This window comes from Pseudomonas sp. RIT623 (assembly GCF_004519305.1).
In the GTDB taxonomy this organism is placed as follows: Bacteria; Pseudomonadota; Gammaproteobacteria; order Pseudomonadales; family Pseudomonadaceae; genus Aquipseudomonas.
In genome coordinates, this window is the sequence record NZ_SOZA01000003.1 from 102,558 (window position 1) to 114,265 (window position 11,708).

The window sequence follows — 11,708 nt, forward strand, 5'->3', positions numbered from 1 at the left end:
CTCAGAAAGCCTTTACGAGCGTAAAGCGCAATACCGAGCCTTTCGCGGCGGCAGCACTGCCCGCCGTCACGCTGACCTCCTTGTAAGCCGCGCCCTTGAGCAGAACGCCCGTGCCGGGAAGCGGGTAATCGAGCTCCAGGCCGACCGCGTGGCGTGATGAACGGTCGTTGCTCGCGCCATAGCCCTTGTCGTCCGATGCTTGCCATTGGCTGTAACCCACCACCCCGGCCTGGAAGGTGCCCAGGTTCTTGCCCACCCCCCATTCCAGCGTCACTTCATTACCCGGCCGGAATCCCGAATCGTCCTCGCCATTACGTTCGAAACGCATCAGCGCCGAGGCGGTGATCGTCTTGGCGCTATCGAAGTAGTAGGTCGCGCCACCTGAAAGCATGGTGGTCTTGAAGCCCTTGCCAGGCGACGCTGGGTCGCTGGTGCTGCCGTTGTCAAACCACAGGCCGCCGACCGCCGCCGCATCCCACTGCTGCCCATGCCAGATCAGCGCCACGCCGGCGTAGATATCACCGATGCCGGTGCGCGAGTCGGATATTCCCGCAGCGTTCAGGTTGAGCGAGGTGTGCGCGACGGGGACCATCGTCTCCACGGCGAAGTCGGCGCCGAGCACTTTCTTGTCGGTGACCCAGATAAGCCGGTTCGCCACCGCGGTGACATTACCTCGATTGTGGCCCGGCAAGTCGTCGTTGCTGCCAGGGGCGCGGAAGCTGTCGATGTCGTAGTTCACCACATAGGCAAGGTAGTAGAGCCCGGGCGGCGGCGCGCTGGCCGCTTGCAGGCCTTCGACACCCGGCGTGTAGTGGCCACCGGCAGTCGCACACAAAGGCAACATCGCGGCGGCCAGAGTACTGGCGGTAGCGATGGTCCGGACTTGTTTCTTGTTATTCATTATCAAATCCTGTCTTTCAATGGGCAGGCCGAAGCCGTGGCGGGCAGTAATGCCCACCAGGTCGGTTACCGAGAAGGTGTGGGTGTTGGTGATCCGGCGCTTACGGTCGCATGACGACTTTCCCCGCCTGTCCTGAGGTCACCAGGCCAAGCGCCTGCCGAGCCTCGTGCAGGCCACAGCGATGGGTGATGAGCGCCTCGAAGGGGAACGCCTGGTGGTGCAGCGAGACGATCTTCATCGCATCGTGATAATGACGCCCCTGGGCGTACTGGGTGCCGATCAGCCGCAGGTTGCGCTGGACGATCAGCGAAGGATCGAAGGGCTGCTCGCCCTGGCTCGCCCACAAGCCGATCAACAGGTATGCCGCATTCCTGGCGCACAACCCCACACCCTCGGGGAAAGCCGAGCGGTGCCCGCTGGCCTCAATGACCAGGTCGGCCCCACGCCCCCCGCTGACTGCGCGAACGCGCGCCAGGCGCTCGTCCAGCGAAGTGCTGGCCAGGTCCAGCACGCTGGTCGCGCCGAACTGCTCAGCCAATCTCAAGCGCAAGGGCGAGGCGTCTATCGCGGTCACTGTGGCGGCCCCGGAGAGCTTGGCCAGCATGACCGCCGCCAGGCCGATCGGCCCGCAGCCTTGAACCACGACGTGGCTCAACGGCTTGATCCCGCCCGCGCGTTCGACGCCTTGCAAGACTGCCGGCAACGCACAGCCGAAGGCGATCACGGCCTCGCTCGTCGTGCCATCGGGAATACGGAAGAAGGCCGCGCCCTCGGGCAAAGTCACAAAGTCGGCGTAGCTGCCCCAGGTCGGCTTGTCCACAGGACCGAACCAGGTCGCCTGGGTGCAGGACGAGAAATCCTTCTCGATCGTGCAATACCAGCACTTGTGGCAAGGCGCGATGGGGCACCAGTAAATGCGATCGCCGGCGGTAACATTGACGCCGGCGTAGTCATGGAGCACGCCCTCGCCCAGTTCCTCGATCACACCGACACCTTCATGACCCAGCACAATCGCGTGAGGCAGATTGAACTCGCCCTTGGTCATGTGCACATCGCTGCCACACACGCCACCGTACTCCACCCGTGCCACCACGGCGCCTGCAGAGGGCGACGGCACACAAAGCTCACGCAAGACCAACGACTCAGGGCGCTCCAGCACCACGGCCCTACCTTTGCGGATAGTGTTCATAGCTTCCACATCCCCCCATCCACCACCAGCGTCTGCCCCGTCACGAAACCGGCATCCTCGGAGGTCAGGAACAGGATCGGCCCGACAATGTCCTGTGGCTCGGCGAAGCGTCGAATCGCCTGCTGGTTCCAGACCGCACGGGTCACCTCTTCCGGCACGGCGCCGGTCCCAGGGGTACGGGTGATTGCCGGAGCGACGGCATTGACCGTGATGCCCTTTTCACCGAGCTCATTGGCCAGGCCGCGGGTCAGCCCGATGACACCCATCTTGCTTGCCATGTAATGGCTCAGGCCGGGCAAGTTGGTGCCGATGGAGTCGGAGGAGATGTTGACGATACGCCCCCATCCGGCCTTTTCCATCAACGGCACGAAGGTGCGTGCGCCCAGAAATGGTCCTACCAGGTTCACGGAAAGCACGCGGTTGTAAGTCTCGACGCTCAGTTCCTCGAGCAGCGCAAATGGATAGATGCCGGCATTGTTGACCAGGATATCGGCCCGCCCGAACGCCTGCTCCACGGCATCGTGCGCCTTCTTCCAGTCTGCCTCGGCCGCCACGTTGCAGGCGACCCGGATGGCCTTGACGCCCAAAGCCTCGACCTCGGCCTGGGTCTGCGCGCAGTCGTCCAGGTCCAGCAGTGCCAGGTCGGCACCGCGTTGCGCGAAGCTGACGGCCAGGGTGCGACCAATGCCCTTGGCGGCACCGGTGATGACCGCTACACGGCCAGTATGAGTGTTCATGTTGAATGCTCCAGCAACCATGGGTTGGACCTGCCAGGCCAGCAGCCCGACAGGCCAATGGGTTCGAACCGCAGCGGGTCAGCCCGCCTGCCGCGCCCGCAACAGATCGAGCGCCACATCCACGATCATGTCCTCCTGGCCGCCGACCATGCGCCGGCGCCCCAGCTCCACCAGAATGTCGAGGGTCTTGAGGCCATACTTGGCCGCGGCGATCTCGGTATGGCGCAGGAAGCTGGAATAGACGCCGGCATAACCCAGGCCCAGGGTCTCGCGATCGACCCGCACGGGCCGGTCCTGCAGCGGCCGTACCAGGTCGTCGGCGGCATCGAGCAGTGCATAGAGATCGGTGCCGTGGTGCCAGCCGAGCTTGTCGGCGGCGGCGATAAACACCTCCAGCGGCGCATTGCCGGCGCCAGCGCCCATGCCGGCCAGCGAGGCATCGATGCGATCGCAGCCCTCCTCCACCGCGGCGATGGAGTTGGCCACGCCCAGGCTAAGGTTGTGATGGGCGTGGATGCCGGTTTCGGTTTCGGGCTTGAGCACAGCCTTCACCGCCCTGAACCGCGCGCGGATATCAGCCATGTTCATCGCGCCTCCGGAGTCCACCACATAGATGCAAGTGGCGCCGTAGCTCTCCATGAGCTTTGCCTGGCCAGCCAGGCCTTCGGGGGTCTGCATGTGGCTCATCATCAGGAAGCCGACGGTGTCCATGCCGAGGTTGCGGGCGTACTCAATGTGCTGCTTGGACACATCGGCCTCGGTGCAGTGGGTCGCCACCCGTACCACTCGCGCACCGGCGTCATAGGCGGCCTTGAGGTCATGCAAGGTGCCGATGCCCGGCAGCAGCAGCGTGGCGATCTTGGCATGGCGCACCACATCGGCCGCCGCCTCGATCCACTCAAGGTCGGTGTGGGCGCCAAAGCCATAGTTGAACGACGAGCCTTGCAGGCCGTCGCCATGGGCCACTTCGATGGAGTCGACCTTGGCCTGGTCCAGCGCCGTGGCGATGGCGCGCACGTCGTCGAGGGAGTACTGGTGGCGAATGGCATGCATGCCGTCGCGCAGCGTCACATCGGAGATATACAGTTTCTTGCTCATGCCAAAACTCCCATCGCCTGCGCCATGCGCTCGGCGGTGGCCAGCGCGGCGGAGGTCATGATGTCGAGATTGCCGGCGTAGGCCGGCAGGTAATGGGCGGCGCCTTCGACCTCGAGGAACACCGAGGTCTTCAGGCCGGTGAAGGTCCCCTGCCCCGGCAGTTTCAAGTCGCGCACCTGTTCGAACTGCACCTGCTGCTTGAGGCGATAGCCCGGCACGTAGGCCTTCACCGCGGCGGCCATTTCCTCGATGCTCGCCGCGACCTGGGCCTGGTCGGCCGGCTCGCTCAGCACGTACACCGTGTCGCGCATCATCAGCGGCGGTTCGGCCGGGTTCATGACGATGATCGCCTTGCCCTTGCTCGCACCGCCGATCACTTCGATGGCCTTGGCGGTGGTCTCGGTGAATTCGTCGATGTTGGCGCGGGTACCGGGGCCTGCCGACTTGCTGGCGATCGAGGCGACGATCTCGGCGTAGTGCACCTTGACCACCCGCGATACCGCGGCGACCATGGGAATGGTGGCCTGGCCGCCGCAGGTGACCATGTTGACGTTGAGCTGGCCCAGGTGCTGCTCCAGGTTGACCACCGGCACGCAGTACGGGCCGATGGCCGCCGGGGTCAGGTCGATCAGGCGCAGGCCTGGTTTGTGCCGGCGCAGGAAGGCGTCGTTCTTGACGTGGGCGCCGGCGCTGGTGGCGTCGAAGACGAAATCGATGTCCTGGAACACCGGCAGGCGGGCCAGGCCCTCTACCCCCTCGTGGGTGGTGGCCACGCCCAGGCGTGCGGCGCGGGCCAGGCCGTCGGAGTTGGGGTCGATGCCGACCATGGCGGCCATTTCCAGGTGCCGGCCGTGGCGCATGATCTTGATCATCAGGTCGGTGCCGATGTTGCCGGAACCGATGATGGCAACTTTGCGTTTAGTGCTCATGAAAGTTCTCCCTGCGATTAGTCGCTGCTGAAGGTCACGCCGACCCGGCCAAGGCCGTCGATCTCGGCGTCGAAACGATCACCGGCCGCCACCGCCACCATCGGCCCGAGGGCACCGGTGAGGATGATGTCGCCGGCCTTCAGCGGGTCGCCCAGGCGCGCCATGGTGCGTGCCAGCCATACCGCGGCATTGAGTGGGTGGCCCAGGCATTCGGCACCGCTGCCGGCGGACACTGGCTCGCCGTCGCGGGTCATGCGCATGGTCGCGCCGCGCAGGTCGAGGCCGTCGAGGCGACGGGCCGGCCCGCCGAGCACGAAGCAACCGCTGGAGGCGTTGTCGGCCACGGTGTCGGCGAAGCGGATGCGCCAGTCGGCGATGCGACTGCCGACGACTTCCAGGGCCGGCACGACCCAACCGGTGGCATCGAGCACATCAGCGAAGGTGGTGTCGGCGTTGGGCAAGTCGCGCTCGAGTATCAGGGCGATCTCGGCCTCGATCTTCGGCTGCAGTACGCGACTGAACGGCACGGTCTCGTTGTCGCCGTAGGCCATGTCGGCGAACAGGCAGCCGAAGTCTGGCTGGTCGACCCCTAGCTGGGCCTGCACCTTGGGGTTGGTCAAACCGATCTTGCGACCGACCAGGCGGCGCCCCTTGGCCAGGGCATGGGCCACGTTCAAGCGTTGGATGGCATAAGCGGCTTCGGCGTTGTTTTCGCCAATCTGCTCGCGCAGAGGGGCGATGGCTTCGCCCTGCCGCTCGGCCTCGCGCAGGACGTGCGCGAGCCGCTCCAGGGTGTGGTCTGTTGGCGTCATGATGATTCTCGTCAATCAGGCGGTTGAAAGGAGCATGGGTGGATCGGGGGCCGGTGGCCCCCTTGCCGCCGCTGCGCTACTGCGCCTGCTCGCCCAGGAAGTCCAGGGTTGCGCCCAGGGTGGCTTCGAGGTTTTCCATCTGCGGGATATGCCCTGCGTTGGCGATCATCCGCACGCGGCTGCCAGCGATGCGCGTGGCGAATTCATCGGCGTACACTGCCGGCACCAGGCGGTCGTGCTCGCCCCAGACGATCAGGCTCGGCACCGCGATGCGATGCAGGCGCTTGTTCAGGCCACGGTCGGCAATCGGCCAGACGAACTTGCCGGTACAGCCCAGCGCCCAGACACCCGCCGCCATGGCCTTGACCCGCTCCTCGGGGTCCTGTGGCAGCTCGAACATCTTGCGTGCCACCTCGATGGCCGGGTCATGGAACAGCAGCGCCGGCATATCGGGCGCAGGCACCTCGTTCCAATTGGCGATTGGCGCGTCGTCACGCCACAGGCCGATGGCATTGAGGATGACCAATCTCGACGGCAATTGCGGGAAAACACTGGCGAGTTCCGCCGCCAGCATGCCGCCAAAGCTCTGCCCCACCAGCACAGGGCGCTCCAGCTGCAGCTTGCCGATCACCTCCTGGTACAGCAACACCACGTCCTGCAGGTCGTCGAGCTGCTTCACGGCATAAGGATCGTCCGGCGTTGTGCCAGGAAACTCCGGCGCATAGACGGTGTATTGCTCGGCCAGGCGATCGAGGAAATCGTCCCACAGCGGACCTGCCGCCGAATGCAGGTAGACCAGTGCCGGGCCTTGGCCGGCCACCCGCACGCGCACAGTGACCTTGCCGTCCCAGGCCTTTACTTGAAGGTATTGAGTTGAGTTCATTGCAGTGACTCCAAAGACTGTGGGGATGTTCAGGCCGGCTTGCCGCCGAGACGCTCAGGCCACCAGTGATGCTGGTAACCCTGGTCGCTCCAGAGCTGGGACAGGTGCGGTTTGACCTCCCTGGCGAACAGCTCGATGTTGTACTTGGCCAATTCGGTGGGCATCGAGCCGAACTGCAACATCGCGTGCAGGTTGCCGATCTTGAAATCGCTGGCGAACTCCTTGATGCGCTCGCGCACGGTGCTCGGGCTGCCGCAGATGATCGCGCCGCACTCGACCAACTCCTTGAAGGTGATGGTGCGCATCTTTTCGTAGATGCCGAAGTCCTTGGGATCGCGGTAGATGAACTCCAGGCCGCGGATATCGATGCCCCCCGGCAGCGCCAGGCGGTTCATGCCGATGCCGCCCAAGGACTTGCGGAAGAAGTACTCGGCATGGCGGGCATACAGGCGTTCGGCTTCGGCGTCGGTCTCGGCGACGGCGACCATCTGCATGAAACCGACCTGGTAAGGGTTGACCTCCTTGCCAAGCTCCTCGGCGATCTGCTGGAAACGGTCGAAGATCCGCCGCCCCGTGACCTTCGGGCCAAACCAGCCGAAGTAGTTGAAGCCGTAGTTGTTTTCCAGGATGAACTTCATGGTGTTCGGGTTACCGATGGCGGTGATCCACACCGGCGGATGCGGCGCCGTCTGCAGCGGGCGTGGCCAGATGTTCACCTTGCTAAGCTTGGTGAACTTGCCGTTGAAGGCAAACGGCTCGCGCTCACGCCAGGCCCGCAGGATCAGCTCGAGGTTCTCGTCGAAACGCTCGCGGGTTTCCATCGGCGCCACGCCATTGTTGGAGTTGGCGTCATAGGCCAAGCCGATCGGGAAGCCACAGATCAGACGCCCACCCGACATGCAGTCGAGCATTGCCTGCTCCTCGGCCACGCGCAGCGGCTCGCGGGTTTTGCCTAGCGAACGACCCAACGGGTAGATCGCCGTTTCCAGGCCTTCCTGCTCGGTCATATAGGCCACCACGGACTGGAACAGGTCCGGGTTGGGCATCATGTCGTAGCTGCTCTGGCCATGCTCGGTGATGGCGATGCCATCGAAGCCGCAACGGGCGGCGAACATCATCTCGTCCAGGGCGTCCTTGAAGGCGCTGCGGATGCCCTCCGGTGTCACCAGGTCGTGGTAAGGGGTGGTCACGACAGACTCGTGCCTGGACTCGAAGTCATCCGGCAATGACCGATAGGGTACTTGCTGGAAATAACTGATTTTCATGATTAACTCCGCACTGCTTGGCGCCGATGGCGTACATCGCCACTCGCGTATTGATAGACAATCGGAAAGGTTTCAGGCCGACCCTGCTTCAGCTGCCCAAGAAGCCTTTCAACAATGAAGCGAAACGCTCTGCGTGTTCGATCTGTACCCAGTGCCCACACTTTCTGAACACATGCAGTTCGGCGTTTTCCAGCAACTCGAACAAGCGATGACTGTTCGCCACCGGAATAACCTGGTCTTCATGACCGTGCACAATCAACGTCCGGTTCTTAAGCGCGGAAAGTTGGTCGACCGGCACCGTCAACTTGTCGATGCCGGCCTGACGCGGCGCCGGGAACATCGAGGCGAACGCCTCCTGGAAGCCGGGGCGAATGCTCGCCTCGTAGCGCATGCGCGCCAGGTCGTCATTGACCAGGTCGTGGTTGAAGGCAAAGACTTCCAGCAGTGCCCTCATGTTGGCGATCGAGGGTTCATACCCCCATACCGCGTCCAGCCCGGGAGTCAGCTCGAACGCGACGCCCACGCTACCCATGAGCACCAGCTTGTTCACCCGCTCCGGGTGATCGACCGCCATTGCCAGTGCCAGGGCGCCGCCAAAGGAGTTGCCCACCAGGTTGACCTTGTCCAGGCCCAGCGCGTCGATGAAGTCCAGCAAATGCTTGACCCAGACCTGGCGCCCATAGCGAATGCCCTCTGGACGCTGGGTGTAGCCGAAGCCAACGATATCCGGGGCGATCACCCGCATCTGTGTGGCCAGCACCGGCAATACCAGGCGCCAGTTCGCCCAGGCGGTGACACCCGGACCGGACCCGTGGATGAATAACGTCGGATAACCTTCGCCCTGATCGTGATAATTGGTCGCAATGCCGCCAGCATCAATGACCAAACCCTGTTCGGGAGAGTTCTCATGTTTCATAAAACACCCAACTTTCAGATAAAGCCTGCCCACCGCGGCCACGGACGGCTGCGGAACCTCTAACGATAAAGTTCGACTCAGGTATAGTTTTCGAGGAAGTCCGGACGTGGCGTACCGTCATGGAAGAAGATGCCGCGCCATATATCTTTGGCCAGCCAGGTAATCGTCGGCATGTCCGGTTGGGCGAAGTAGCCCATCCCGGCGAACATCTCATTACGATTGCCACTGGGGTCGAAGAAATACGTGGTCTGGCCACGGGTGATGGCATGCCGTTGCGGCGTCACATCCATCGGCACCTTGTGCTTGCCGAGGATGTCAGCTCCGCGCAACACCGCGTTCCAGTCCTCCAGGTAGAAGGCAATGTGGTGCAACCCCGTGCCCCCTCCCGCACCCAGCGCCAGGTCATGGGCCTTGGTGCCGCGGAACAGCCAGGTGGCGAACTGGTTCTTGCCTTCGTCATCGGTGACCACTTGTTCGGCGAGGTTGAAACCCAGCACCTGCATGAGGAAGTCGGTGGTGGTCACGACGGTGTTGATCCCGCGATTTTCGTCCACCGGACAGGTGAGCATGACGTGATCGAGCCAGTGCACGCCCGCGCCAAGCAGGCCATCGGGCCAAGGCTCGGGGTTCAAGGTGCCGACCGCCTTGCCGATGAACGCCTTCTCAGCGTACAGGTACATGCGATGGCCGCTGGGCAGGTCGAACCCGATCGAGCGACCGCATTGATGCAGGTAGCCTTCGGCGTTCCAGCTCACCTCCACGCCGTGGCTGCCGATCTTCTCGGCGAGCACGTTCAGGTCATTGTCGTGTTCGACCTTGTAGGCGATGTGGTTCAAGCCCGGTCCACCGGCAGGCGACAGCACCAGCGAATAGGCATCCCACTCGTCCCAGGCTTTGAGGTAGACGCGTCCGTGGGCGTCACGCGAGGTCTCGCTCAAGCCGATGATATTGACATAGTGGTGCAGTGCCTGGTCCAGGTCGCCCACCTTCAGGTCGACGTGGCCCACTCTGAGAATTCCCATTGTTCAGCCTCTTGTTCTCGATGGTTGTTTGCCTGCGCGCGGCAGGCTGTGCGCATGACCGCGATCAGGTGGGAAAACGTGACGGTCGCAGCCGAGTCGACGCCAAGGCGTCGTTCGGGCGCAGGAACAATGAGCGAGAGGCTTTCGAGCGTGCGCAACGGCAACGCGCAAGCAAGGTGGATGGAGACAGGCAAATTGGCATGCTCATTGTTTTTATTCTCCGACAGTCCGCTGGATTGCGGCCAGCATCATGACTAAACAATCACAACTGATCTAGTCATCAGTTACGATTAGGCGATCATATTCTCTGTTTGTCAACATCCTTTCACCCCCCTCCAGACCACCGCTGGTCGTCATCGGCGAGGCGCGCTGGACGGCACTGGTCAACACGAAAATCTTCTGGTAGCGTTTTAAGTGACGAATTCATCAGTTCTGATTTAATCGTCAATCAAACAAGAACAATCAAGCGCTCCACGGCCAATGCCTGGAGTCAACGGAGGTAACGATGGACGCCATCAGCTTTCGCGAAGCCATGACCCATCTCGGCGCGGCTGTAAACGTGATCACCACTGACGGTGCTGCCGGGCTCGGAGGGTTCACAGCCTCCGCCGTCTGCAGCGTGAGCGACTCACCGCCAACCCTGCTGTTCTGCATGAACAAGGGCGGCTTCCAGTACGAACGCTTCGTCAACAATGGCGTGGCCTGCGTCAATGTGTTGCACGGGCGCCAGGAAGACATTTCGCGCACCTTCAGCGGCGCCCTGAAGATCAGCCTCGAAGAGCGTTTCCAAGCCGTCGCCTGGAGCGCTTTGCGCACTGGCGCGCCGTCACTGGACGACAGCCTGGTGTCCTTCGACTGCCGGGTCGTCCAGGTCACCGAGGTCGGCACCCATGGTGTGTTCATCTGCGAGGTGCAGGACGTGCGCTTCGGTCCACCCAACGAAAGCCTCATGTACTTCCGGCGCCAGTACCACCGCTTGGCAGCAGCCTGTTAGAGCCGCGCTGCCATGCCGCTGAAGCGCGTTGCCAGACGATGCTTCGGCGGCGATACCCCAGGCCCCGCCATCTGAGGCATCATGTGCCCGATACGCGCCCGCCATCGCTTGCGACCAAGCAGGCGGCGCAACAACGAGCACAGCGGGGATTTCATGAAGAACAACGAGCATCGCCCAGCCGAGGACAGCAAACCGGTTGCCATGCCGCGGGGGCTCAAGTCGAAGATGCGCACGCGCAAGAAGCTGATCGACTCCGTGCAACGGCTGATCGCGGTGAAAGGCTTCGAGCAGATGACCATCGAGGACATCACCAACGGCGCCGATGTCGGGTTTGGCACCTTCTACAACCATTTCCATTCCAAGGAAGACATCGCCACGGCCCTGTTTCTCGAGAAGAACCACGAGATCGAACGGATTATCGGCGCCATCAACCAAGCCGAGCAGGACCGCGCCCTGTCGATCACCTACGTGCAGAAACTGTTTCTCACCCAGGCCATCCAGAATGAGATCTGGGGGTGGTTCATCGTGCGCTCGCATGCCAGCCATAAGGCCATGAGCGACTCATTCAACGAACAGGCCAAGTCGGATATCGCCGAAGGCGTGGCCAGTGGGCGCTTCGACGTCGCCTGTGTGGAGGCCGCAGCCCAGATCACCATCGCCGGGCTCATCGCCGCCATGCGCAACCTGCTCGAAGGCCAGGCGCCGCCCAATACCGTGAACAACACCATCGAGTGCTTCATGCGCCTTTATGGGCTGACGCCAGCAGAGGCGAAGGATATCGCCAGCAGCGAACTGCCCGCATACGTAACTGCCTTGTTCCATGTCAGCGAAGGCACTTCTTAATCGAAGGGGCCTACCGATGACGTTGCAGTTGAAGGTGCGCCGGTGAGCAGGTATCGACCGAAGATACAGCAGTGCCGAGCTTCCGCTCGGCTGGCGATGCGAGCAGAGCTCGCGCATCC

At 63.0% G+C, this 11,708-nt stretch carries 12 protein-coding genes; 2 read left to right on the top strand and 10 right to left on the bottom strand.

The window, feature by feature from the left end:
• Window position 1: 1 nt before the first annotated feature.
• The 10 genes from E3U47_RS03780 to E3U47_RS03825 form a co-directional block, all read right to left on the bottom strand.
• Window positions 2–901, bottom strand: a complete 900-nt coding sequence (locus E3U47_RS03780; RefSeq protein ID WP_134689673.1) for a transporter — start codon at window positions 899–901, stop codon at window positions 2–4.
• A gap of 100 nt (window positions 902–1,001) precedes the next feature.
• Complete coding sequence (locus tag E3U47_RS03785; protein WP_134689674.1) at window positions 1,002–2,090, bottom strand: zinc-binding dehydrogenase; 1,089 nt, start codon at window positions 2,088–2,090, stop codon at window positions 1,002–1,004.
• A complete protein-coding gene (locus tag E3U47_RS03790; protein WP_134689675.1) occupies window positions 2,087–2,827 on the bottom strand; it encodes an SDR family NAD(P)-dependent oxidoreductase in 741 nt (246 codons plus the stop codon). The genes E3U47_RS03785 and E3U47_RS03790 overlap by 4 nt, the downstream gene beginning before the upstream one ends.
• Window positions 2,828–2,905: 78 nt before the next feature.
• Entirely contained in the window at window positions 2,906–3,925 is a 1,020-nt protein-coding gene (mhpE, locus tag E3U47_RS03795; protein WP_134689676.1) for a 4-hydroxy-2-oxovalerate aldolase, read from the bottom strand.
• Window positions 3,922–4,854, bottom strand: a complete 933-nt coding sequence (locus E3U47_RS03800; RefSeq protein WP_134689677.1) for an acetaldehyde dehydrogenase (acetylating) — start codon at window positions 4,852–4,854, stop codon at window positions 3,922–3,924. Before E3U47_RS03800 ends, mhpE begins: the two co-directional genes overlap by 4 nt.
• 17 nt (window positions 4,855–4,871) lie before the next feature.
• Window positions 4,872–5,666 carry a 2-keto-4-pentenoate hydratase gene (gene mhpD, locus E3U47_RS03805; protein ID WP_134689678.1) on the bottom strand — a complete coding sequence of 265 codons (795 nt, stop codon included), beginning with the start codon at window positions 5,664–5,666 and terminating at the stop codon, window positions 4,872–4,874.
• Window positions 5,667–5,742: 76 nt separating this feature from the next.
• Window positions 5,743–6,549 (bottom strand): alpha/beta fold hydrolase, encoded by an 807-nt coding sequence (locus tag E3U47_RS03810; protein ID WP_134689679.1) that lies wholly within the window; start codon window positions 6,547–6,549, stop codon window positions 5,743–5,745.
• A gap of 29 nt (window positions 6,550–6,578) precedes the next feature.
• Window positions 6,579–7,814, bottom strand: coding sequence for an LLM class flavin-dependent oxidoreductase (locus E3U47_RS03815; RefSeq protein WP_134689680.1), 1,236 nt, complete (start codon window positions 7,812–7,814; stop codon window positions 6,579–6,581).
• A gap of 88 nt (window positions 7,815–7,902) precedes the next feature.
• On the bottom strand, window positions 7,903–8,730 hold the full coding sequence (locus E3U47_RS03820) for an alpha/beta fold hydrolase (protein WP_134689681.1): 828 nt from the start codon (window positions 8,728–8,730) through the stop codon (window positions 7,903–7,905).
• A gap of 77 nt (window positions 8,731–8,807) precedes the next feature.
• Complete coding sequence (locus tag E3U47_RS03825) at window positions 8,808–9,752, bottom strand: catechol 2,3-dioxygenase (RefSeq protein ID WP_134689682.1); 945 nt, start codon at window positions 9,750–9,752, stop codon at window positions 8,808–8,810.
• A 505-nt stretch (window positions 9,753–10,257) separates the two neighbouring features.
• On the opposite strand from E3U47_RS03825, the gene E3U47_RS03830 reads away from it, so the two are divergent.
• Window positions 10,258–10,746 carry a flavin reductase gene (locus tag E3U47_RS03830; protein ID WP_134689683.1) on the top strand — a complete coding sequence of 163 codons (489 nt, stop codon included), beginning with the start codon at window positions 10,258–10,260 and terminating at the stop codon, window positions 10,744–10,746.
• 153 nt (window positions 10,747–10,899) lie between these two features.
• On the top strand, window positions 10,900–11,589 hold the full coding sequence (locus E3U47_RS03835; protein WP_167659431.1) for a TetR/AcrR family transcriptional regulator: 690 nt from the start codon (window positions 10,900–10,902) through the stop codon (window positions 11,587–11,589).
• Window positions 11,590–11,708: the final 119 nt, after the last annotated feature.

What these genes read in the sequence shown, in the direction of transcription:
- E3U47_RS03780 (WP_134689673.1), bottom strand. Translation starts at nt 901, where the DNA reads ATGAATAACAAGAAACAAGTCCGGACCATCGCTACCGCCAGTACTCTG.
- E3U47_RS03785 (WP_134689674.1), bottom strand. Translation starts at nt 2,090, where the DNA reads ATGAACACTATCCGCAAAGGTAGGGCCGTGGTGCTGGAGCGCCCTGAG.
- E3U47_RS03790 (WP_134689675.1), bottom strand. Translation starts at nt 2,827, where the DNA reads ATGAACACTCATACTGGCCGTGTAGCGGTCATCACCGGTGCCGCCAAG.
- mhpE (WP_134689676.1), bottom strand. Translation starts at nt 3,925, where the DNA reads ATGAGCAAGAAACTGTATATCTCCGATGTGACGCTGCGCGACGGCATG.
- E3U47_RS03800 (WP_134689677.1), bottom strand. Translation starts at nt 4,854, where the DNA reads ATGAGCACTAAACGCAAAGTTGCCATCATCGGTTCCGGCAACATCGGC.
- mhpD (WP_134689678.1), bottom strand. Translation starts at nt 5,666, where the DNA reads ATGACGCCAACAGACCACACCCTGGAGCGGCTCGCGCACGTCCTGCGC.
- E3U47_RS03810 (WP_134689679.1), bottom strand. Translation starts at nt 6,549, where the DNA reads ATGAACTCAACTCAATACCTTCAAGTAAAGGCCTGGGACGGCAAGGTC.
- E3U47_RS03815 (WP_134689680.1), bottom strand. Translation starts at nt 7,814, where the DNA reads ATGAAAATCAGTTATTTCCAGCAAGTACCCTATCGGTCATTGCCGGAT.
- E3U47_RS03820 (WP_134689681.1), bottom strand. Translation starts at nt 8,730, where the DNA reads ATGAAACATGAGAACTCTCCCGAACAGGGTTTGGTCATTGATGCTGGC.
- E3U47_RS03825 (WP_134689682.1), bottom strand. Translation starts at nt 9,752, where the DNA reads ATGGGAATTCTCAGAGTGGGCCACGTCGACCTGAAGGTGGGCGACCTG.
- E3U47_RS03830 (WP_134689683.1), top strand. Translation starts at nt 10,258, where the DNA reads ATGGACGCCATCAGCTTTCGCGAAGCCATGACCCATCTCGGCGCGGCT.
- E3U47_RS03835 (WP_167659431.1), top strand. Translation starts at nt 10,900, where the DNA reads ATGAAGAACAACGAGCATCGCCCAGCCGAGGACAGCAAACCGGTTGCC.